The sequence below is a fragment of the Mycoplasma todarodis genome (assembly GCF_965212735.1).
Lineage (GTDB): Bacteria > Bacillota_I > Bacilli_A > Mycoplasmatales > Metamycoplasmataceae > Mycoplasma_K > Mycoplasma_K todarodis_A.
On sequence record NZ_CBDBYJ010000001.1, the window covers coordinates 166,029 to 189,521 of the forward strand.

General features: G+C 29.3%; 22 protein-coding genes. 11 read left to right on the forward strand and 11 right to left on the reverse strand.

Translation table 4 applies throughout. The features are described from left to right. Both ACOMC1_RS00775 and ACOMC1_RS00780 read right to left on the reverse strand, forming a co-directional pair. Positions 1–861: hypothetical protein (locus ACOMC1_RS00775; protein WP_420330741.1), on the reverse strand; the 861-nt coding region annotated here is incomplete at its 3' end. Positions 862–1,235: 374 nt separating this feature from the next. Then, on the reverse strand, positions 1,236–1,775 hold the full coding sequence (locus tag ACOMC1_RS00780; RefSeq protein ID WP_420330742.1) for a hypothetical protein: 540 nt from the start codon (positions 1,773–1,775) through the stop codon (positions 1,236–1,238). 306 nt (positions 1,776–2,081) lie between these two features. Between ACOMC1_RS00780 and ACOMC1_RS00785 the strand changes: the two genes are divergently transcribed. Then, on the forward strand, positions 2,082–2,579 hold the full coding sequence (locus ACOMC1_RS00785; RefSeq protein ID WP_420330743.1) for a hypothetical protein: 498 nt from the start codon (positions 2,082–2,084) through the stop codon (positions 2,577–2,579). Positions 2,580–2,619: 40 nt separating this feature from the next. Here the strand turns inward: ACOMC1_RS00785 and ACOMC1_RS00790 are convergent, their stop codons facing one another. Next, positions 2,620–3,582, reverse strand: coding sequence for a hypothetical protein (locus tag ACOMC1_RS00790; RefSeq protein ID WP_420330744.1), 963 nt, complete (start codon positions 3,580–3,582; stop codon positions 2,620–2,622). A gap of 539 nt (positions 3,583–4,121) precedes the next feature. Between ACOMC1_RS00790 and ACOMC1_RS00795 the strand changes: the two genes are divergently transcribed. Next, complete coding sequence (locus ACOMC1_RS00795; RefSeq protein WP_420330745.1) at positions 4,122–6,341, forward strand: hypothetical protein; 2,220 nt, start codon at positions 4,122–4,124, stop codon at positions 6,339–6,341. After that, the gene (locus ACOMC1_RS00800) at positions 6,328–6,615 is read left to right on the forward strand and encodes a hypothetical protein (RefSeq protein ID WP_420330746.1); all 288 of its coding nucleotides are present in this window, start codon (positions 6,328–6,330) and stop codon (positions 6,613–6,615) included. The genes ACOMC1_RS00795 and ACOMC1_RS00800 overlap by 14 nt, the downstream gene beginning before the upstream one ends. Before the next feature lie 242 nt (positions 6,616–6,857). On the opposite strand, the gene ACOMC1_RS00805 is transcribed toward ACOMC1_RS00800, so the two are convergent. Further along, on the reverse strand, positions 6,858–7,082 hold the full coding sequence (locus ACOMC1_RS00805; protein ID WP_420330747.1) for a hypothetical protein: 225 nt from the start codon (positions 7,080–7,082) through the stop codon (positions 6,858–6,860). A 387-nt stretch (positions 7,083–7,469) separates the two neighbouring features. Between ACOMC1_RS00805 and ACOMC1_RS00810 the strand changes: the two genes are divergently transcribed. The 4 genes from ACOMC1_RS00810 (at position 7,470) to ACOMC1_RS00825 (ending at position 11,408) form a co-directional block, all read left to right on the forward strand. Next, entirely contained in the window at positions 7,470–8,519 is a 1,050-nt protein-coding gene (locus ACOMC1_RS00810) for a hypothetical protein (protein WP_420330748.1), read from the forward strand. 699 nt (positions 8,520–9,218) lie between these two features. Then, the gene (locus tag ACOMC1_RS00815) at positions 9,219–9,539 is read left to right on the forward strand and encodes a hypothetical protein (protein WP_420330749.1); all 321 of its coding nucleotides are present in this window, start codon (positions 9,219–9,221) and stop codon (positions 9,537–9,539) included. Between the two features lie 405 nt (positions 9,540–9,944). Continuing rightward, positions 9,945–10,148 (forward strand): hypothetical protein, encoded by a 204-nt coding sequence (locus ACOMC1_RS00820; protein WP_420330750.1) that lies wholly within the window; start codon positions 9,945–9,947, stop codon positions 10,146–10,148. A gap of 111 nt (positions 10,149–10,259) precedes the next feature. After that, a complete protein-coding gene (locus ACOMC1_RS00825) occupies positions 10,260–11,408 on the forward strand; it encodes a Fic family protein (RefSeq protein ID WP_420330751.1) in 1,149 nt (382 codons plus the stop codon). 82 nt (positions 11,409–11,490) lie between these two features. On the opposite strand, the gene ACOMC1_RS00830 is transcribed toward ACOMC1_RS00825, so the two are convergent. From ACOMC1_RS00830 to ACOMC1_RS00855, 6 genes are read right to left on the reverse strand one after another with little or no spacing between them, the layout of a single operon-like run. Then, on the reverse strand, positions 11,491–12,543 hold the full coding sequence (locus ACOMC1_RS00830) for a hypothetical protein (RefSeq protein WP_420330752.1): 1,053 nt from the start codon (positions 12,541–12,543) through the stop codon (positions 11,491–11,493). Beyond that, positions 12,534–13,697, reverse strand: a complete 1,164-nt coding sequence (locus ACOMC1_RS00835; RefSeq protein ID WP_420330753.1) for an alanine racemase — start codon at positions 13,695–13,697, stop codon at positions 12,534–12,536. Before ACOMC1_RS00835 ends, ACOMC1_RS00830 begins: the two co-directional genes overlap by 10 nt. Positions 13,698–13,711: 14 nt before the next feature. Further along, the gene (locus tag ACOMC1_RS00840) at positions 13,712–14,611 is read right to left on the reverse strand and encodes a hypothetical protein (RefSeq protein ID WP_420330754.1); all 900 of its coding nucleotides are present in this window, start codon (positions 14,609–14,611) and stop codon (positions 13,712–13,714) included. 2 nt (positions 14,612–14,613) lie between these two features. Then, positions 14,614–16,083 carry a YhfT family protein gene (locus ACOMC1_RS00845; protein ID WP_420330755.1) on the reverse strand — a complete coding sequence of 490 codons (1,470 nt, stop codon included), beginning with the start codon at positions 16,081–16,083 and terminating at the stop codon, positions 14,614–14,616. Beyond that, the gene (locus ACOMC1_RS00850; protein ID WP_420330756.1) at positions 16,076–16,447 is read right to left on the reverse strand and encodes a DUF2620 family protein; all 372 of its coding nucleotides are present in this window, start codon (positions 16,445–16,447) and stop codon (positions 16,076–16,078) included. Before ACOMC1_RS00850 ends, ACOMC1_RS00845 begins: the two co-directional genes overlap by 8 nt. Positions 16,448–16,459: 12 nt before the next feature. Further along, positions 16,460–16,789 carry a PRD domain-containing protein gene (locus tag ACOMC1_RS00855; RefSeq protein WP_420330757.1) on the reverse strand — a complete coding sequence of 110 codons (330 nt, stop codon included), beginning with the start codon at positions 16,787–16,789 and terminating at the stop codon, positions 16,460–16,462. Between the two features lie 74 nt (positions 16,790–16,863). Between ACOMC1_RS00855 and ACOMC1_RS00860 the strand changes: the two genes are divergently transcribed. The 4 genes from ACOMC1_RS00860 (at position 16,864) to ACOMC1_RS00875 (ending at position 22,918) form a co-directional block, all read left to right on the forward strand. Further along, positions 16,864–17,523: a winged helix-turn-helix domain-containing protein gene (locus ACOMC1_RS00860; RefSeq protein ID WP_420330758.1), complete on the forward strand. Its 660-nt coding sequence runs from the start codon at positions 16,864–16,866 to the stop codon at positions 17,521–17,523. 295 nt (positions 17,524–17,818) lie between these two features. Beyond that, positions 17,819–21,385: a hypothetical protein gene (locus ACOMC1_RS00865; RefSeq protein ID WP_420330759.1), complete on the forward strand. Its 3,567-nt coding sequence runs from the start codon at positions 17,819–17,821 to the stop codon at positions 21,383–21,385. A 147-nt stretch (positions 21,386–21,532) separates the two neighbouring features. After that, on the forward strand, positions 21,533–21,967 hold the full coding sequence (locus ACOMC1_RS00870) for a hypothetical protein (RefSeq protein WP_420330760.1): 435 nt from the start codon (positions 21,533–21,535) through the stop codon (positions 21,965–21,967). 174 nt (positions 21,968–22,141) lie between these two features. Next, entirely contained in the window at positions 22,142–22,918 is a 777-nt protein-coding gene (locus ACOMC1_RS00875) for a hypothetical protein (protein ID WP_420330761.1), read from the forward strand. A gap of 46 nt (positions 22,919–22,964) precedes the next feature. Here the strand turns inward: ACOMC1_RS00875 and ACOMC1_RS00880 are convergent, their stop codons facing one another. Then, positions 22,965–23,447 carry a redoxin family protein gene (locus ACOMC1_RS00880; RefSeq protein ID WP_420330762.1) on the reverse strand — a complete coding sequence of 161 codons (483 nt, stop codon included), beginning with the start codon at positions 23,445–23,447 and terminating at the stop codon, positions 22,965–22,967. Positions 23,448–23,493: the final 46 nt, after the last annotated feature.

Consider the following 23,493-nt stretch of genomic DNA (forward strand, 5'->3'; position numbering starts at 1 on the left):
ANGATTTGCATTTTCAATTTGTTTTTTATTTAAGTTTAAATGTATAGTTAGTTGATTTTTACCAAAAACAATTTCCATATATTTTTTCGCTCTTTTAAATGATCAATAATCTTTATTTTTAACTAAGATCATTTCTAAATTCTCCTCACTGATATATTCTAATATTTTATTATATAGTTCTACTATGTTATCATTAGAAACATTGTTTAATCTATGTAAGTTGGTGACATCCTCGTTACCTTTTTTATTCCTTACATGTTCAGCTGTTTCCCAATCAGCTTCTAAACCAGTTTCAATATCGATTATTACGTTGATATTTTTACTTTCTGTACTAATTTGTTTTGAAGTTTTTGTTGTGATTTTATTATTTCTTTTTGATTTAATAAATTCAAGATTTATTATTTTGAAATTATCATAAAAACTATATTTAAACATCTCTAAATCAGCAACTCATTCAGTGGATGCTATGGTTCAAGGGTCGAAGTTTTGAGCTACCAATATAATTCTTATATTTCATGAGATATTATTTGCGCGATCTTCTCCCAGTTTATCTTTAACTTCTAAATAAAACTGTCTTCTATTTTTCGAAAGTCATTCTTTATAGAATAATGATTGAATGAGGGCGTGTTTAACTTCATCTCGCTTGTATTCAATTATTACTGGGCGATTATCGTCATCTAAAGCTAAAGAATCCATTCTACCTGTTCCTATATTATATTCGGTTGCTATTAAATCAGCTGATATCAAGTCTTTTAAATGCTTTTCGAAATAACTATGTATCTTTTCTTCTTTGAAACCCTCATCTTTTGGTATTTCTTTTATCTTGACTTCTTCTGTCATATATAATCTTGATTTTTCCATTATTCTCCTTCGTACATTGATAGGGGTATATTTCAACTTATTTATGTAATAAGTATACCCTAAAGGAAGAAATAAAAAAGTATTCACATCCACTTGAGATTTTGATTTTTTAAACTTTTTAAGAGGATAAAACTTAGAACTGAAAAAGTATTTAAATCAACAACGATATCAATGCCTGAAACCCAAATGAATAAAATACCAAGCAAGCTAACTAAACAAGGTGCAGAAAAAAAGGAACTAAATTAGCAAAGGGACACATTAAAGATAAAAAGACAAATACAAGAATTGGTTCTATATTTCGAAAATAAAAACAACCAAAAAGGTTGTTTTTATTTGAGGTTTGATTGAGATGGAGTCTCAATCAAACTTAAATACTATTCTTTGGGTTTGTTTTGTATTTCTTCTTGTATTTTCTTTTTTATTTCCTTTGTTCTATTAGAGAATAAGAGTGCACCACCCCAAAGTAAATCAAATGAAAATAATGCCACTCATATAAAACTAATTGGAGTGATATAACGTCAAGTTTTAAATCTTATCTTTTTCAAATGTAGTTTAAAGGTATCCTCATCAGCATCTAGTGAAGGTCAATTCATATGTTTGAGGATGATCTCCACATTTTCTTTACTATCACCAAAACATTCAAAGATTCTTTTGTAGGTAAAGAAATGTTTATAAACTAATCAAAGTATTTGTAAAGTCTGGAAAATTGTTGTTAAAAGCAATATTCAAAAAACCATTTGCCATTTATAAATTGAAGTTAGCTTGTTATAGAAAATATGAAAGGAAATGGGTAACGTTATTGCTAGAGAAAAAAGCAATAAAGAAATAATGGGTATAAAAATGGTGTGTAGTCCTATTCTATTATTTAACTTAATTGCGTGCTCTTGGATTTTTGCTTGATTGTTAGTTTTCATATATTTTTATTTTACTCCTTGTGTAGAGGGTTGAAATGGTATCTTTAACTAACAAAACTAAATGAACAGCTGAGAGATTATTTTTATCTTTAAAAAAATTTCAATTTGAAAAATAAGTTTATACAACTACTGAAAATCAAAGTCTAAAATTCAAGAAGTGAAATTCCCAATGTCTAACTAAACAAGATATAGAAATTAGATCCAAGTCATTGGTTATAACTGTTAAAGATAAAAAAGATATGAGATTTATTCTATAGAAATATTACATTATTAATATGTATAATTTAGTCCAATACGGAGGAAAAAATGAATAAAAAGATAATTAAAAGAATTGGTTTAGGGAGTATGACAATGGCGGTTGTAGCGACTCCATTAACGGTAATTGCTTGTGGGTTGGATGACGGGCTTAAACCCAAGAAATCTTTAACACAACATGAGGGGCAAGAGCATTTCGGAAAGATACTTGAAGATACTAATATTTCAGCGGCAATCAATTATCGCGTAATTCTTTCCAAAGAAATAGATCCTAGTAATCCAGGATTTACATTTTTTGTAACTATTAGTGAAATTAGTGCAAATCTTCTTTCGGATGGCAATATTGCTGAACAAAGCAATGAGTTTAATAGAATAAGCAGAAATCTTTGAGAAAATGCAAAAAACAAATTTTCAAACCCATTCCAAATGACTATAAATTGAAGAAATGATTTCTTTATTACAAGAGAATTTTATGGTTATGCCCACGGGTGTGAAAAATTATGAACGAATTCACCTTACCATCAAGATGGAAGTCTTTATCAAAGATAATTAGAATTTGCAAAAATAAAACACTGAATTTATCAATGTTTTATTTTTTATCTTGTTTCTTTAACTCAATAATATTAGACGTTATTTGTTCTGCATATGGATCTTCATAGCAAGTTAATTTTTTAAAGTTAAATGCATTTCATCTAAATGTTTTCTTATCTCATTTTCTATATAGTTTTATATCTCCAGTTTCTGAATTTATTTCAATGATATACCTTTGTGAAACTGTATTTGGCAAGCCATCAAGCAATCCAACATTCTTAAGGGGTGATGTTTTTACTTCTTTCGGATGTGTAACGGTTTTTGTTTTATTTTTTATGCGTTCTTGATTTGTTTGTTTTATTTTCAATTGATCTATTACCCTGCAGGCAAAGATATTCGTTTGATATCCACTTGGTTGTTGTATTTTATAACTCGCTAAGCCTTCATCATTCTTGATATTTACAATTTTTCACTTTTTGTGTTCTCATAAGATGGTTTTGCCAATGTGTTGTGTGTATCTTTTCGACTTTTCAATATCGGCATTCTCACTTTCTTCTTTTAATTCTTGGAAGTAATGCCCCCTTTTATCAAATCAAACGGAATGTTTTTGATTTTCTTTATATCTCGCATTACTTGCATAAGTATGTCTACCATCGTATTTTCTCGGAATGTATTTCCACTCGTTTGAGATGTAGTTATCAGCTCTTTCGCTCGCAAGGTTTCACAACTTCCTTTCTTTTAACTCTTTGGCTGAAGGTGCGTTTTTCATGTTGCAAGAAACACCAATAATGATAACGATTAGGAGTATAAAAAAGATAACAATAACAGGCACTATTCAATCCACATTAGATGTTGTATTGCCTGTTGGGGTGCTTCTATCTACATATGTTTTGTTACCATTTGCATTACGGTAATATTTTCCTCCTCTAGGACCCTCTTGAATTGTTCTACCGCACGAAATTAAAAATAAGGGTAATGTAACTGTAAAGAACGTTATCGCTGCAGTGAGTATTTTTTTCATGGTGACAATATTATAACTTATCAAACTACCTAATAACTACTCTTATTGGCGTTAATTTTGGTGTTGATTGAATTGTGTTTTGTTCATCGATATTTCCCTTTCTCTATTTTGTATTGAGAACATTATAATTTTGAAGAATTTCTAAAAAATCTTTTTAAACTTGTTATACCCTCATGTGAGCTTTGTGGTGATAATTTAAGGGTGTGTTCTTTTTGTTTTTCTGTACTGGATTAATGTTGTTTCAAAAGTTCTAATTTTCCCTAAAAAGTCGAAAAATAAATCGTTCATCCGTTTCATTGAGGAATACTGCATAACAAGTCTTGTATAGAGTAAAAACACAAGTTGTTATTCAATAAACTTCAGGTTCTCTTTTTATCATTTGAAAAGCAGTAAATATTTTCTGAGAAACATTCGTTAAAAACTGCATGCGTTCATTGCTTGCTATGTCCAAAATGTTATTATCCCAAATCGTTAAAGTTGATTTTAAAATATAGTTATTTAAACATTTTATTCAAGGTATTTGAGGTTATAATTTATAAATGAAAGGGGTTAAAATGGAATGAAAAAAGATAGATTTACACCACCACACATCAAATGATTTAGATGCTGCTAGACACGTAGGATTAAAAGATTACCAAAAAATATTGGATACTTTCAATGAGGAAGAGGGTTCTCTTTTAGCAATAACTAACCATGATTATATAGATACTTTAGAAAAAGAAAAATACGATGAATACATAAAAGTTAAAAAATATGGGATATCTGTTCTACATGGTGTTGAAATTTCTTTTGAATTAATCCCCAAAACAGATAAAAAACCTAAAAAAACAGGTCATATTATATTTATCTTCGATGGAACAAAAGAACAATGCGAAAGAATTAATGAAGAAGTTTTTAAAAACAAATTAGTCTATCAAAAAAATTCAGCAATAAAAGAAGGTTTGAATACCGTCCTAAATGAGATTAAAAAACATGATGTGCCATTTTACGCCATGCCACATTTTCACAAAGGCTCAGAGAACTTGGAATATGAAACAATTCCAGAGGAATTTTATAAAAGCATAATATCTTTTGACTTATTGGAAGGTAAATACAATTCATCAAAAAATAAAAAATCCGTTGATCAAGCCATTAAATTTATAAATGATGAAACAGGAATTAAGCCAGGTGTGATCCTAGGAACGGATGCTCATGATTACGGAGAGTTTGAAAACGCTATAAAAACAAGAGTTCCTTGAGTGTATATCGAAAATACTTTTTATGGAATTGAACAATTGATAAGATTCAATGAAACTAGAGTAAAGTTCGGAGAGAAACCTTCTTCTATTCAAAATTACATCAAAAGTTTTACGCTTGATGAAAAAAAACTTAGATTCGACAGGGGTTTAAATACAATAATCGGAAGACGTGGTACTGGTAAGTCTTTCTTGCTTGACTCTTTAAAAGAAGCAATAAAAAATGAAAGTAATTCCTTGGAATTTTATGGAGCAAAAATAATACTAAATGATATTTTATATATGAAACAGAATCAACTGACTGAAAATATTACTGATGTACTTAAAATAGCTTATGAAGAAAAGTCAAATGAATTAAATCTAATTAATGAGAGTGGTTTATCGGAAATTGATTTAGATAACGATGCACCAAAGAAATCATTGGGTGAACTTTTAACGATTATGTCTGAGGGGTTGTCTTCTGCAAAGAAAGTGGTTGAGGAAGGCATTGAGACTAAAAAATTCGAGAATTTAATCCAAATAAAAAATTCTATTTACGATTCTATTTCACAAGAAAATACACATATAGTTATAGAAAAAGATTTATCCGTTTTAAAAGCTATAAAGGAAGAGGAGAAGTCGGTGTGGCTTGCTAAAAAACTAAGTGTTCTAGAAGAAGAATTGAACCTATATTCAGATTCTCCCTTTGTAAAACAAAGTAGAAACAACGATAAAATTATCAAATCAATAAAAGCGCTTGATTTAACTGACTTTAATACTGCAAAAGATTCAATTTCTTCAAAATTCGAATCTTTTGCAGGTGAAGTTCTTACTAAGTGAACCACACTTGAAAAAGACTTAAATAAAATAACTCAAGCATTTTTAAAAATAGCTGATATTTATCTTAAATATTCGGCGGAGCAAATAGTAAATAGTATTACAACAAAAAAACCCGTTTTAACAAAACAAACAATAAAAATAAACACTGAAGATGTAGGTGTTATGGATTTTACAAATGAAGTTATTTCAATTTTTTACAAAAAAAATAATTTTATAAAAGATGCAACTTACACAAGTTTCCTCAATCTAACAAAAAGACGGAACAAAAAGAATATAGATGATTTATTTGTTGTTAATTTTAAACATTTTATAGATGATGTTAATATTGATGAATTATCCATAGGGCAAAAACACCAAAAATTATTAGAAAATATATTGCTAAATGACAAAAAAATAATATTTTTAGATCAACCTGATGACGATTTGGATGCCATAACAATTCAAGAACAAATTGTGGATAAGTTAACAAAGTGAAACGTCTCAAAACAAGTTATAATAGTTTCTCACGATCCAAAAATTGTCATTAATTCTGATTCGAAAGAGATAATATTGGCGAATTATAAGGGCGATTCTCAATTCGGAGAAGAGAATTATAAAAATGTTGATTTTAAAGATATTAAAGAAAACGTTTATAAAATATTGGATGCAAAAAAACAATACCCTTATATAAGGTTTAAGGAATATGGAGGATATGATGGAAATTAACAAAACTAAATACGATGCAATTATCTCAAAGGAAGAGACTACAATAATTGGTTTACTGAATTATATTATTGATAAAAAATTAGAAACTTCTATTCTGGATTCGTTCACTTTTGCGGACGATTTAAGTGATCAAGAAACTCAAGCGTTAAAATTGTTTATAGAAAAAATAGCGTTAGAGTTTACAAAATATGATCTTTCTAAAATAGAACTTTCTCAAAAGGTGGATAAAAGCGCAGGATTAGAAGAATATATTTCAACGAACGCGACAGACTAAAGTAACGCAATTCACAAAAATAAAACCCTAAATAAAATTGGGTTTTTTATTAAAGGTTTTTTAAAATCCACGAGGTTTCATTTGCTAATTTATTCATTATATTTTCATAATAATGCGATAATCTTAATATTCAGAGGGAATTAAGTCATATCCTAGTTTTTCTTTTAACTTCAATGGATTATTACCGCCATAAACTCACTAGGAAACATTTTAAAAACAAAAAAACACCAACTGTTGGTGTTTTAAATTCCAAGTATTTTACGTATTGTAGTTAGGAATGTTTTTAATTCATCCATAGTTCTAAAGGTTACTGCATTACCTTGTGGATAAGGGAAAGTATCGGAAGAAAATAAGGTTGTGTTATTCAGTGTTGAAAAAAAGCGTCAAGAATTATTGAAATCCACGGTGTACCCACCATCAATACAACTTATATTGATATTAGTCATTGTTTCCAAATCTGTTTCCATATTTTTAGAACCTTTGAGCTTGTAAATAATTTTATTCCTTTTAAAAATAATATCCCCGAGGCAAACTTCTAAATATAATTGCTTATACTTAACATTATTTCATTGGTATCTACGAGTTTTCACAGCAAACATACTTATTTTTTTAAAATACTCAGAAGTGCCACACTCCTCAAAAGCATCAACCCCAAAAGAATATATTCTTTTATAGGTTTAACCCCTATAGATTGCTTCTTGTAGTTATTTAATTCAAAGGTTTGCTTTAAATCATTTCAATAATCTTTCTCCCATCTTTTTATATCGATATTTACAAATGAGAAGAGTTATACTTTAGTTACATGAATACGAAGATTAACATTATATAACTAATCAAAAAAACGGAGGATTTTAATGAAAAAAATATTAATTATAGGAAATGGCATCCACCAAAATGGGATAACTAAAAACCAATATACAACTAGAAAAATCTTAACAAGACTTCAAAATAGTGAAGAAACCTTTTATTTACTGGATAATAATGAAATAAAAACTTTTCTTTTTGAATTGGTTTTATATCGCGAAAAATGAATGAATGCAATTTGATATAAGGCTAATAAAAATGATTTTACTCAGAGAATAATGTGGAGTGGAGTTTTCAATGAAATATATCAAATACACCGAATGAAACTTAAAGAAATCCTTAATGATATTGAATTACTTTATAAACTTTTTGGTTTTTGGGATTTTTATAAAAACAAAATACCGCTAGGGCCTATGTTTGATGAGGAGGCTTATGCTAAAAATAATGGTTTGATAAATCGCAGAAAGAGGATTATCCAAATGAGTTTTGCCAATGCGATTGCTAACGAACTTAAAATAAATAAAAATCTAAAAAATCTAAACCTTAATTTTTTATCCAATTTTGATATTGTTGCAACAACAAATTATGATGCAAGCCTTGAACAAAATAGTAATGCAGAAATATATCATATGCATGGATCGTTCAATGAGTTATCATTTGATTTAGATCCTCGTTTTGATATTAATCAAATTACAATACCTAATGCACCAACATATGATAATATATATACTCCATTTTTAAAGGAAGAACTGCTAAAAATTGAAAATGAAAAACCTTATTTATTGGGTAATTATATTCTTGCGCAAACAACGTTTCCAAAGGAGTCTCTTGCTTGTTTAAATAATGCATTTACAAAAACCCGTCCATCAGAGATGTTTGAACAGTATAAAGACGCTGATATAACATTTTTTGGTATAAGTCTTAAGAATGAAAGTTTTTTACGGATGGGAGTAGCTAAAAGAATTACTTATATTTATGCCACTAAAGAAGATGAAGAATATTTTATTCGATGAATTAAACGTTTAAAAAATCCTTATATCGATTCTGTTACAAAACCCTTGGAAAAGTTCCTTGAAGAAACAAACATGTTCAAAATTTAATTTGAGGATATTGAAAATGTAGGTAGGAGAGGTTGAGATGCCCTTCTTTTTCTAGAAGTATTCCTTGTGCCTTAAATGCTTGTTAAAGAAGTCTTGTTAGAATACACTTGGATTCTAGCTCTAACAAGATATAGGAATGGGTTCTTAATCATTAAATAGAACTATTAAAGATAAAAAGATAAGCGCAAGAATTAGTTTCTATGTTTCAAAAATAAAAACAACCAAGAAGGTTGTTTTTATTTGAGGTTTGATTTAGAACAAGCCTCAATAAAACCTGAATATTATTCCTTGTATTTGTTTTGTATTTCTTCTTGTATTTTCTTTTTCATTTCTTTTGTTCTATTAGAGAATAAGGGTATGCCACTTCAAAGTAAATCAAATGAAAATAATGCCACTCATATAAAACTAATTGGAGTGATGTAACTTCAAGTTTTAAATCTTATCTTTTTCAAATGTAGTTTAAGAGCGTCCTCATTACTGATACAACTATCTTTTTGTTGGAATGAAAAAAGATGACAAAACTCGAGAACTTTTTTTGGAATTGAAGAAATAATTCTTTCTAAATATTTTTTACACCAAATTATAATTTATATTTTAAAGAAATGACTAATACCAACAAAAATGTTACAAAAAATATAGGTAATGTACACAACCAATTTTAAAATGTATAATTAAATTATTACATCAAAAAGGGGCGTCATGAAAACATCAAATAAATTTTTAACTCTAGGGACAATCTCAACTATTGTAGTAGCGGCACCGTTAATTGCAATTGCTGCAAGGCAAGAAAATCATAAGTGAGTAGAAGTTGACATACAAAACGAGACTTTTAAAATAGATTTAGCAAAAGTAACTGGATATGGTGTTTATTCAGTAACTAAAACTGTTGGACAACCAAATCGAAACACAAATACAGGGGTAGAGGAAACAGTTACAACCTACTATATTAGAGTGCAATACAACGAAGTATCAAGAACTTATGAAATCAGCGAAAGCACTTATAGAGATTTAAAAAAATAAGACACTAAGACTTAAGGGGATTAATGAATAACATCGGCAACACTGGTGTTATTTTTTAAATGTTGATTACCATGTATAAATATGAGGTGGTCAATGCGGGAATTATTGGATATTAGAAAGCGTAGCTTTGATTCAATCATAAGAGAATGTTAAAGGGGATGTCTGCTGCATATTGGATAATTGTTGCATAACCAACTAACTATGTAATTAAGGTGCGAATAAAACTATAGAACAAATAAACATGAATAGAGAAATAGTTAAAGCTTATTCCGAACAAAAATATCCATGAAAGATTGGAAAGTATTTTAGAAACAATCTGTTGATCGCAAACTTCTCATGGGCCGAACCTTATAGAGTATTCGTTATTGAAAAGGATAATAAAATAAGGAAGAGTTAAAACCACTTATGTGAAATCAAGGGGTGGTTACTGGAGCTGATAAATTATTATTTATTTCGCTTAAAAGAGGAGCATTCACAAATGAAGAATGAGTTTTTAAAAGGTGTTATTGTCGTTTTGCTGGCGTTACTGGCAAAACTCATGAAGAAGCCTCTAAACTGGTCGAAACTATGAGTGAGACAGTTCTTAATAAACGCTTAAACAAAGATTAAGCAAATAGTGATAATTGAATAAGTGGATGTAATTTGTAATCATTAGCACACACAAAGCACACAAAATACAAAGTGTGTGTAAAATGTGTGTAAATCATCTATAATATTTATATGAAAGCACAAGAATATAAAAAAATAAATAAATCTTCCACTTCTGGTCCAGATTCTTTTTTGAGAAATTTAAGACAATACTATGGAGAAAAAGAAGTGAGAGTTCAATTAACTAATGAAGTTGGAAGTAATTTCGTTTATTTTAATAATGGGCTTAAAGATCCAAAACAAGAGTTTAAAGCATTGATTAAACAAGCTTTGGAACGAAGAGAGGTTGAAGTTCAAGATTATTTAGAAACTGCTTATATAACTTCAGAAATTAACTCTTCATTAAAAGCTGAGGGTGTCCACTCATCAAGGAAGATTGTTGATCAAGTTTTAAAAGCTAAAAAAAGTGGCGAAACCTTTAAGAAAGACACGATTCAAAGATTGGTTGCAAATTATTATGAATCAATTAGATTCATTATTTCTGGTAAAGAGGTAACAAAAAGAAATATATTTATTCTTTATGGTTTATTAACATCAGATTTAAGTGAAGTTATCGAAGAAGGAAATTTTTATAGAGAAGGTGTAGTTTCAATTGGTGAGGATCAAGGGATGGAGTCGACGCAAATTGAATCTAAAATGAATGAATTAATTGAATTTATAAACTTTGACGAAATGAACGATGATATACAAACAAAAGCAATAATTTCACATTATGTCTTTGAGAATATTCACCCTTACTATGATTATAATGGAAGAATGGGGAGGTTATTACACTTATGAATCCTTAGAAATCATTCAACAGAAGAGTTTTGAAAGTTGGTATTCTTATCAGAAAGTATTTATGCATTTAAAGGTAAGTTAGATACAACTTTTAGAAGAATAACAAAAGCTAAAAAGAATAAGGCTAATATTGATTTAACTTATTTTGTAAGTAATATGTATGAAATATTCAACGAACATACCAAAGCATATATAAAGATGAAAGATCTTGTTGTTGAAATGGATAAAAAACCATCGAGACACTTAAGGTTATTCATTATTGATTTATTATGTTCATCCGGGGAGTTTAATAAGTGATATGATATTTCGGAATTCAAGAGAAGATATGAAGATTATTCAAAAACAGTTTATGATAGAGTCTTAAAAGAAATAAAAGATTCAGGATTATTTGAAATAAGAGGTAGCAGACCAATTCAATTCAGATTGATACAGACAAAATAAATGGCTTGAACGTCATTTTTTTCTTTGAAGAAAATATCCTTAAAATAATCAAATAGAAAACATACCCGCTTTCGCGGATATGTTATTTTAAATAATTCAATATATATTGACTAACTTCAGAAAGTTGTTTTATATCTTGTTTGTTTCCATTAGTTCAAAAAGGGACATATTCTCTGGTATGCATATTACTTTCTAATGCTGGATTATTACCATGGTCGGAGGAAATGACTAAAATAGTATCTTTTTGTTTGGAAAGTTTTTCCAAGAAGTTATCGATTGAATTCAAGGTCTCTATATATTTTCCAATATCGCTGGAGTGCCCAGCTAAATCGGTTTGCTGAATATTTATGCAATGTAAAGTTTTATTGGATAAGTTGTTGTTAACTTGATCAAATATTTTCTTCACATGGATATCTTTGAATATTTCAAGGTTGTCATGTTGGAAGTTTATAATGTTTGAAAATTTACCATATTGAAATACCTTTCAACCCTTATCAGCATATTGATGTTGAAACGTTTGTGTGAAGTCATTCTTGACTGGAAGATGCATAACTTTAAATGTTTCGTTGTATACGCCTGATTTGGGTGTATTAATACCAAAGAAGTCTCCGTCGGATATTGCTTGGTTTTTATAATTATTAATGGTTACACCTTTTGCTGTAAAGGTGATTAGTCTAGGATTTTTTATTATATTGCGGATTTGTTTAGAAATTTTTAATTGATGCTCGAAAGGAAAAACATCTTCCGCACCAGCTATATTAATGGCTAATCCATGCTCGGCTTCGAAATTATCGTAAATTATAAATTTATCTTCTGCTACAATCATTCCTTTAAAGAGTTCGTATTCCAGGTTTTCTGAATCAAGTATCTCCAGAATTTCTTTTTTATAAAATGAAATTGGTTTCAATGACAAGTGGTTTGTTTTAAGTCCTGACATTGTTAAGTGTCCCAAGTATGAATCAGCACCCTTGTAATCTAGTTCTAGCGCTATTCATTCCTTGCTTATTTTTTTTATGAAGGGGAAATCATTGTTAGTAGAAGAAGAATTAACTTCTTTCCAGGTATTTGATTTAACTTTTGCATCATTCATTTGTCCGATGCCAAAGCCATCTATAGAGACTAGAACTACATTCATTCTATAAGATCTCCCTGAGAAGAGTAAGTGCCGATTATTTCTGGTTTACCAGCACTCAATCCTTTTACAACAACAACCTTTGCTCTTGTAACAAAGATTTGAGTTCTAAAAGACCCTATTACTAAATCTCCGATATTGATTTTTTTATCATTATGATTGAAATTTAAATAATAATCAATAGAATTAGGGTCGAATTCGTTAACTTTAAAATCTAATTCTTTATTTTTATTCATCACTACAATATTATTGAAATGACCCCTTCTATAATGACCACCACCATAGAAGTATGCTTTATCTTTTACAAAGTGAGAGACTTCCGAAACATACATAATTGCAAGCATTTCCGCCATATTCTTTTTGGAATTTATTGGCATTGTTCCTGTAAGTGCATGTCCAGGCTCTGCGTGAGTTCCGCCAAACCTAGAAATGTCTTTGAGTGTATTTACAGAATTCGCACTTGGCATATTGATATGTTTGACGTCTAATCCGTTGCTTCGACCGATTTCTACTGCTTTGTTGATAGTGTGTAAATTATTTGTTTTTGTTGTATTTGTACCATCGTATAAGAAGGCGGGGAAAGAGGTGAATCCCACGATTGTTAAATTAGAAAGTTTTTTAATTTGTTTAATTTGTTCTTTCAAATCCTTAATGTGTATACCACCATCTTGGCCTTTATATATGATGTCATTGTCATCATATACTTTTAAAATAATTTCTTGATGAAGATCTAACTCTTGAGCGGCCTTGTTCACCATAATGGCTTTTTCATAACCGAAAATAGTCATAACTTCTGGTTTGGCTGAAAGGATTTTTTTCAATGCATGGGTAGGTGTTTGAACTAAGTGTCCAACATTACCCATTTTTATACCATGCTTCATCAATATTAAAGCTTCTTCAAAATCTACACAAACAGCTTTTTCGATTCCTTGATCAGCGATTGCTTTTGCAACAATTGGGTTTCTACCAAATTGTTTAGTCATTTGGAATACTTGTATATTAAATTTATCTGCTTCTTCCTTCAATAATTTTGCATTATTGGTAATGGCATCTAAATCCAATATATAACTATTTGGCAAGATGCGCCCGTCGTCAAAAGCTTCTTTTGCAAATTCTATAAGCTTTGGATTTCTTTCTCTTAATTTATTTAAAAACATATTTCTCCTTAATTCTAAATATCTAGTACTTTTAAAATGTTATTAAAAGTTATTTTTTTTCATTGGATATCACTCAACTTATCTTTAACCAGTGGGTAGAACTCATTGATTAAATGTGCATAACCATGCCCACCTAATTTCTTTAGATAATCTTGTTTTGAAATATCTAATGAAAGTACTATTTGATCTTCGAAACCTAACTCTATTAGTTTGATAAGTTTTTCCGCTCTTATGCTATCTGATAAATATGATTGTTTTCCAATTGTGTCGATCCCTAAAAAATACCCATCTTTAAGAATTTTCTTAATTGTTTCTAACTCAACAAATTCACCGTGTCCGATAATTGTTTTGGAAGGTATGGCATTTAACTCGTTTAATAAATTTAAATGTTGTTCAGCCATATCTCCAACATTAATGTGTGTATAAATTGGGGTGTTTAATTTTTTTTGCACTCTAGTGGCTGCAGTGAATACCTTGCGTTCAAAACTATGTATTTTATCTGAACTTGTAGCTATTTCACCGATGATTCCTGCCTTGAGTTTATTTTTTCCAACACCCTCTAAAATGTGTTGTGTAAACTCTTTTTCTAGTTCACTGGTACTTTTATTATTATTCTTTTCATATTCATTCAAGTAGTAACCAGTTGCCCCTACTATTGGAATATTTAATTTATTGGAAAGGTTGAATAAGTTATCTTTGTTTGAATCCATGCTTTGATTGGAAACATCGACAATCAGACCTAATTCACCTTTCTTTACGTGGGATAATTCACTTAATACTAATTCTTCATCTTTTACAAATGAAGTCTCATCTTTTCTAATTGGCCTTAAATCAAAATCTAAATGTTCATGGGCAAATATATATTCACCCTTAATATCTTTCAATGGGATTTTTTTATTTAATGTTTGGATCATATTTATGCAATAAAGTAGATAATATTAAATAATATACCAACTATAATTGCCCCCATTGGTCCTATGGCAATATCCGCCATTTTTTTCTTAGAAATTTTATTAATAATTAATAATAGGATTACAATTCCCGCTCCCATTGAAGGTAGTCAGAATGCTAATCCCGCCATTGCTGTTGAGCTTCCTGAAATATGAGCTCCAACATGTTGCCCCATGATGAAAGCTGCAATGATACCACCGATTAGGAAGGCGTAATTTATTGTTTTTGTAATAGCACTTCTCATTGAATCAGATATTTTTTGTATACCTGGTACTCTTGTTAATAATACAGCTATTGATTTTAAAAGATATGTTTCTGCAAACATTGAAACTCCACCGAATACACCTGCTAATGCAATTGCGATAAAGTACATGTTTTGGTTGTTTGTTTTAGCAACTATAGAAGCACCTATAATTTTTGCTAAATCACCTCATACAAATACAGCTGTTACACCAACTGGTGAATATACACCAGTTAGCAACGCTGTTAACACTACTAATGGAATGAATCCTATTACTCATGTAGTATCTGCAATAATTGCTGAAGTAATGTCTCCAGCTTTATTTGTTGTTGTTTGTAAAGCCATTGATACTAATGGTGCGGATGCAAATGATGCAACTACCATTGATGCAATAGCTCCTGAAATTACAAGATATCATTTGTTTTTTGCGATAACAGCAGCATTATCATTAAACATAGCAAATTTTCTTGATTTAACAATTTCCTTTTTATCTTGTGTTTCTTCTTTTGAAGATTTTCTTTTTGCGCTAAAGTAATCTCATAGTGCAAATCCAAATAACATGGCTGAACCAACTAGTAATGTGATTGCCATTGGGTATAAATGTGCTTGGTTTCAACCAAATAGTGAAACCAAGATATAAGTAGTAACCGCCACAAGGATTGTTACTAGACCTCTTTTTCATCCTGATTGAATGAACACTGCGATTGCAGGGAACATTGAGAATATAAATGGGAAAGCTCCATCCACTATCATTCCTAAATCAAAACCAAATCCTTGGTATGTTGTTTTAGTTATGGCGACATTCAATCCTGAAAGTCCTCAGAATAATGCGGCACCAAAAGCCATAGCTATGACTCCTGCAATTATTGATTGCATTTTTCCTTTTTTAATTACTAGACCAATCATCTCAGAACCTAGTAAAACAGTATGTAATATAAGAATATTAGATACCAATGAGAACGGTATAAAACCAACAACATAACCAATACTCATTGCGAATGACATACCGGCTAATGCTTTGTATTTTAAGTTCCCTTGTCTTGCTTGACCAACCAAGGGTCTCACACCATCATTGAATACTGCAATATGTTTATTTGCTAAAAATGCGGTAATACCTGCCAATAACATAATCATTACTCCACCAAAATGGTGGAAAACATTATTATTGGCTAGATCTAGCAAGGTATTATTCATTGTGTTTAATTCATGCCTTAATTATATTTTCTACTGCGTATTCAACTTCACTTTCAACAAATCCGAAAGCAACAACTCCATCTTCAACCATTTGTGCTATTTCTTCATAAGATTTTTTTGAAGATTGTGTAGCTACAGTTTTAGCTTTGTCAATCCCTAAAAAAGAAATTGCCATAGCAAGAGCTCCACCTCCACCTGTATCACAAGAACCTAAATATAAATCGTACTCTTCATCCTGCATTGCTAACGCAGCATCAAGATCACTCATTATATCCACAGTGCTATCAGGGATAAGTTTAAGGACAAGACTTTGTATTTCATCTTTTTTAAGTTGTCCTCCAACTACTATTTTATTTTTATTCATTTTCTACTCCTTTTAATTATTGAAATTGTTCAAGATGTGTAACATTAAATACATTTTTTCATCTTCAACTATTGGATAATCAAAATCAATTAGCATTTCTTTTAAATTTGTTTCAGCTTCATTGAAATTTTGATTACTTTTTAATTCATTAGCTATCATAGGTGACATAGGGTCAACCTTTTCACCTTTTTTAATCCTTGATAAAGCCATCGCTAAATGTGTGATAAATCGTTCTTTATCATCTTGAGGTCAATTTTTACAATCACTTTCGATTTTGGAACAAGTGTCGTAAATTTCCTGGTCAATAACGTTTGCTTTTAATAAAATTTTTAATCTATTCATCTTCCTCCCTTCCAAATAAATTATAAGAAGGGAAAAAACAACCCCAACTTGTAATTACATGTTATATTTTAATTATGACAAAAAAAGAAACAATAAAAAATTATGTAATAAGTCTAATAATTGGGGGAGAGTTAAAAAAAGGTGAAAAAATACCTTCCGAAAAAGCTTTGTGTATTACATTTGACACTTCAAGAAATCCGGTTAGAACAGCATTAAAAGAGTTGGAGTATTCAGATTGAATACAATCAGAGGCAGGCAAAGGATATTTTGTTACAAACACTGGTTCATATGATGCACAATTTGCCAAAGAGGCATTTAAAATAAAGAAAACTATAATTCGAGGATTGAATCATTCTGAAGAAGCATTCTTGGAAGTTTTAGAAGGAGAAAAGGTTAATAATTCTAAAAAATTTGTGAAGGAATATTGAGGTCAAAATAAATTAATTATTAAAACAATCAATATGGTGAATAACGACTTCCTTTTTCATCTATCTCAAAAAGAATTGGAGGCTGGTTTAGTTCAGGGGTTAATTTGACACAAAATACCAATAACACATCAAAACAGAAAATTAGTTTTTCTAGATATTAAAGACGAAGACGTTTATAAAATGTGGAATCAAAAAGAATACCCCGCTATCCAAGCAAGTTTGTATACTGGTAGAACATTAATTGAGAATTCTTTAATATTAGTCGATAAAGAAAATTTTAAATTTGAAAAAAAGGTGGTATTTTAACAAGTGCAAATGTAATAAAAGAGTATTTAATAATGATCGAATGCATTAACTAGAGCTTCAAGCTTTGTTGGTACACCAATTACATGATTTTGAGTAGGGTGTATGTATTTTCAAGGGTTATATTGCTTAAGTTTTTTTAAGTGCTATAACCACTAAAATAGGGACTTATCCCTACTTTTTTTATTGTTTTTTACATTGTTGAAAACATTGTAGAACCAACCCTGAATATATAATTCACGTGCTTCAAAAAATATGAACAAATGTTCATAAAGTATTTTATAAAAGGGGATAAAAAATGAAACAGAAAAACAATATTGCTATAGGTGTCCTGGGTGCCACGGGAGCTATAGCTGCATCAACAACTGGTGTTGTGATAGCTATGGTTGTACAAGGACGGGAAGATCCTAAAAAAGCTAACATCAAAATACATGATTCAAAAAAGACTAATAAAACCTTTCCAAAAGTTAATAAACCTAATATGGATGGTTTAACAATAGAAGATATTAAAAAAATCGAAAAACATTTAAATGATAAAACAAAAGAATTTTTAAAACTTTCAAAAGGTGAATATATACCATTAGAAAAATTAGATATTATCAAGGAATTAGGTTTAAAGGAAAATGAAATAGTTCCTGTGAAAACTATTAAAGATTTCCTAGATAAGAAACTTAATAAATCTGTGACTGATACATGAAGAATCAAAACAAAAATAGATTTAAAAAGACTTAATGAACTTAAGGGTGAATATCAAGATATCAAAAAAGCTTTAGAAACAAATAAAATAAATGGCGAATCAATTGATAAGAAATTAGAAGAAGCAAGACAAAAACAAAAAGAGTTGAACAACGATCTTAAAAAGGCGAATGAGAAAGTTGAATCAATTAAAAAATCTTTAGGTGAAAAAGAAGGGCAAATAAATGAAAAGAATTCAAATGCCTCTCAAGCAAATAAGAAATTAAATGATGCTAAAGATGAAAAAGAAAAGATTGAATCAAGAATAAAAGAAATTGAAAAAGACATAACTGAAAAAAGCAACGAAAATATCAACTTAAATAAAAACCTAGATAAATTAAAAGATGATAAAAAGAAACTAGTTGATTCACTAAATAAAATCAATTCTGAAATAGCTAAAAATAAAACTGATAAAGATAAGTTGAAAGAAAATCTTGAAAAAGCTAAGAAAACTTTAAAAGATACAAAAGATGGTGATGAACTTTTAAAGAAAGAACTTAAAGAAGCTCATGAACAAACACCAATCTTAAAAGAAAAACTTAAAAAGGCAAAAACAGATAAAGAAAATGCTGTTAATGCAGCAAAGGTTGCAAAAGATAAACTTGATTCTGCGAATGCAAAAACAGCAGACTTGAATAAGAAGTTAAGTGATGCAAAATCAGAAGTTAAAAAGATAGAAGAAGCATTGAAAACAAACCAAGATAAACTTGATTCCGCAAATGGGAAATCAGTAGATCTAAATCAAAAACTTGATTCAGCAAAAGAAGCTCTAGCTAAAGTTAAAAAAGACATCGAAGCAGCAAAAGGTATTATTGATTCTGCGAATGCAAAAACACCAGAATTAAACAAGAAACTTAATGTTGCAAAAGAAGAAAAAAAGACAATAGAAGATAAAATAGGTAAAAACAACTTTAAGATTAAAAACTTTAAAAAACGACTGGGAGATTTTGAGGAACAATTAAAAGTCTTGAAAGAACTAGAGGGGAAACAAATATCAGAAAAAGAAGAATTATCAAAACAAAAAGCAGGTTTAGTATCTAGAAAAGAAAAACTACTTGAACAATTGCGGAAAACAACCGAAACAATTGAAAGTACAACTAAATCTATTAAAACAATAGAACAAAAACTAAAGAGTGCAAATGATAAACTTTCAAAAAGTAATACAAGACTAGGTGAATTACCTGACCAAATTATTTATAACGAAAATGAAATTTGAAAACTACAAAAGTGAATTAAAGACTTGAAAGATGAAGATGCTAAAAGGATTGAAGATGCTCAAAACAACTTACAAAGAATTGAAGGTGTAATCAAATGAGCTAAAGAGGTTATTAAGAGCCGAAAAAAAGAAATTATTGCATTAAGAGCTAAGGGTAATGCTAAAGAGCTTAAAAAGGCTGCAAAAGACATCGTAGAAAAAGAAACGATGTTGAACACTGCTTTAATTGAAAGAGAAGCTGCTCTAGCGAAAATTGAAGATGCTAATAATCAAGTTGAACAACACAAACCAAAAATAGAGAGATGAGAAAGATTGTTGAGAGATAAGTTGAGTATAAGGCTTAGATTAAAAGCAGAACAAACAAATCTTAAGAATAATATTCAAAACATCTCTAATGAAATCAATACCTTAACAAGAACTAAACGAGAAAAAGAAACATCGTTGAATAATTTAATAAATAGTAAGCAAGAAATTATTTCTAAAATAAGTGCAATAGATACTTCTTTAAAGGGTTTAAACAGTCAAGATATTGATTCTAGAATTGAAGAAACCAAAACAAAAATTAGAGCTGTCCTATTGAAAATATGGTGATTAAAAGTAATGATTGCTTCACTTGAAAAAGAAGGAACAAAATTAGAAGTATCTAAAAACAAAAACAATGATCTAATCAATAGCACTCAAAAAGATATTGATAACAATAACAAAGTAATTTCAAAAACAACAGAAGATAAAAAGAAATTGGACGAAGATTTAAAAAATACTCAAGCAAAAGTTAATAAAGCTCAAAAAGACGTTGATGACAATAATGGAGTAATTTCAAAAGTGACACAAGATAAAAAAGACTTGGATCAAAAATTAAAAGATGCTCAAGCAAAAGTCGATAAAGCTCAAAAAGACGTCGATGATAACAAAGATGAAATAAAGAAAGCTGATGAAGAAAAAACAAAAGCTGATAATGTTTCAAAAACTGCCGGAGAAAAAGTTGAAGCTGTTAAAAAAGAAATTGCCGATAATAAAAAGAAAATTTCTGATTTAGTCAAAGGTGGCGTTGATGAAGCTATTAAAGATGCAAATGAAAAAGTTAAAGATATCGAGAATAAAATAAAAAGTAATGAAGAAAAAGTTTCTAATGATAATAATTCAAAAGAATCTATAGAAAAAGATATCAAAACCAAAGATGAAGAAATAAACAATGTTCAAAAAGATATTGATAACAATAACGCAGACATTAAAAAAGATGGAGAAGACAAAAAGAACTTGGACAAAAAACTAAAAGATGCCCAAGCAAAAGTTGATAAAGCTCAAAAAGCTGTTGATGAAGTTAATAACGAAGTCAACAATCTTAATGAGGATAAACAAAAACTAAACAAGAAACTTGATGAAGCAAAAGCTGCGCTTGAAGCAGTTAAAAAATCCATTGAGGATAAACAAAAAACAATTGATAATTTATCTAACGCAAAAACAAAAAACAATAATCAATTAGATGGATTAAAAAATAATTTTGATAACTTAAAAGAAAAGCTTAAAAAAGAGTTGGAAACATGAGGTGAAGTTTCTAATAAAGAATTAAATCCAATTGATTTAGGTGGTATTAAAAACACAATTGATTCATCTAAAAATATCGGAGATCTTGAAAATGTGTTTGTTTCGTTAGGACAAAGTGTTTGAAAAATGACGAAAGTTAGAACTGAACAACTTAATGTTGAGGTTGTTGCTAGTGCTTACACCAAAGAAACTATAAAAGAATTTGAAAAGTTACTAGAGAAAATACTAAATAAAGGTTTAAATAAAGATCTAAAACATCAAATCAAATTAAAGTCTAAAAATATTGACGAACTATTGATGGAAGCAAAAAGTATATTCAACAAAAATAAAGCTTATACAATGAATGGTTCAGCAGGAGATATTTATTAATTAAGTTAAACATTTAGAAGAAAAAGAAACCATAGTGATGTGGTTTTTTCTTTGTGAGAATATTTAAGAACTTTAATTAGTTAAGTTAGAAAAGTCTAGTATGTATCTTTTATTATTTGAAGATGAATACTATATAATTAATCCATTATGATAGAAAAAATAAAATCAAAACATAAACTAAATCAATGATTCTACTTCATTCCTATTTTAGGGACAATAATTTACTCGGTTATTGTTGAATATGCAATCAACGGATTCGCACTTGACGGATATAAACAATTTAAGGTTATTAAAAAATATAAAACTATATTTGCATTGATATCGCTTGTAATAAGTGCTATATTCCTTACTCTATTCTTTACATTAAGGAATAAACATGGTTATGGATCTTATCCGTGATTCTTTTGAGTTGGACTGGCATTTGGATTATCTCAAAACTTGGTGCCTGTAATTCCTTGATTCCTTTACAAAAAAGGAATTGAAGATTTTGATAAGAAATACCCTGAAGGGATTGAGATTATTGAAAAAGTTATAGAACCAGAAAAAGCTAAAATCAAAGAGAAAAAAGAGGATACTAAATAGACGCCTGAAGGTGTCTTTTTATTTGCAATTAAGCATATTCCTACGCCAATCTATTCATTTTAATAAAATGACGGTTTATATTAATGAGTAATACCGCAATAAAAAGTTGTAAATTACACTTTTAGTTTCATAGTGATATAATATTTTAAATAATAAATATTAATAAGGGGAAAAATGAAAATAAAAACAAAGAAGGTTATGTTGGGTACACTTTCAGCAATTGCCGCCGTTTCAATGCCAACAATCGCCATAGTTGCATGTGGTAAAACACAAGATTCAAAAGAAGCTTCCAAGCCAGAAAAACCAACTTTTGATAAAAAACAAATTTCAAGAAAAATTGGTGGGATGTTCAGGAATCCTAGTCAAGTCCTAAGGATCGAAGTTCCAACAGGAATAACAGGGGTTAAACCTAAAGAAATAATTGCTGCTACTTTTGATCCTGAGCATGAAGAAATGCAACAAGGAGATATTAAAAAGGTGTTCGACATCATGAAACCTGAAGAAAAGAAAAAGATTCCTTGAGCATTTAAGGAACTTAATGTAAATAAAGCGATAATCACTTCAAGCAATGTTATAGAAGAATATGAGAAATATGTAAACCATATCGTTGACTTTGTTAAAGGTGTTGCTTCTATAATGGAATATGTAATTGTGGTGGGCGGACAAGAAAAACACATTACACTAGGTTCTATTCAAACAAGAAGTGAACTTGAAAGCTATTTAAATAAACGTATTGAAACAGCTGTATTCAAATTTGAAAAATACGCACCAGCTTATAAAAAACTATTGAAAACTCTTGAAGACAAAGGTCTAAAACAAGGGGATAAGAAAGCCGCAGCTATAGAAAGTAAATGAGAAAAAGAAAATGCCAATCTGTTAAAAGAGATTAAAAAGAACAAAGATGACAGAATTGCACAATGAATGATTTTTAAAAATGATTTCATAAAATAGATAAGTCAAGTGACTTATTTTTTTAATAAAAAAATAAGCATGAAGCTTATTTAATTCATTTGTCTAGTGAAGTGTAATCTGGATCTTCAACTAATTCATTGTTTAATGTGATTTCTTGAATCATGTTTTCTTCATCAAGAAGGATGAATCCTCTAATTAACTTGTTAATTTTTGGAACATATGCATTTGTTTGTTTTTGGAATTCTTTATATTTATCATCTGAAACGATAAGGATATTTTCTAGTCCTTTTGCTGCACATCATTCTTTTTGAATTTCTACTGAGTCAGTTGAAATTGAGATGAATGTAATGTCCTTGTGTTGTTGTGCTAATTTAGCGATTTGTTGTGTTTGAATATCGCAAATTCCTGTGTTGATATCTGGGAATAATGAGATTACTTTTTTACCTTTAATATCTTCAATATTTCAGATTCCGTTTTTGTCTTCAGCTTTAAAGCTTAATTTTGTGTTCTTTTCAATTGTCATACCACTTAATTCAAATGGTTCGTTATGTAATGTTACTTTGTTCATGTAGTAATTATACTAATTTTCAACACTATTAAAGTAAAAGAATGCT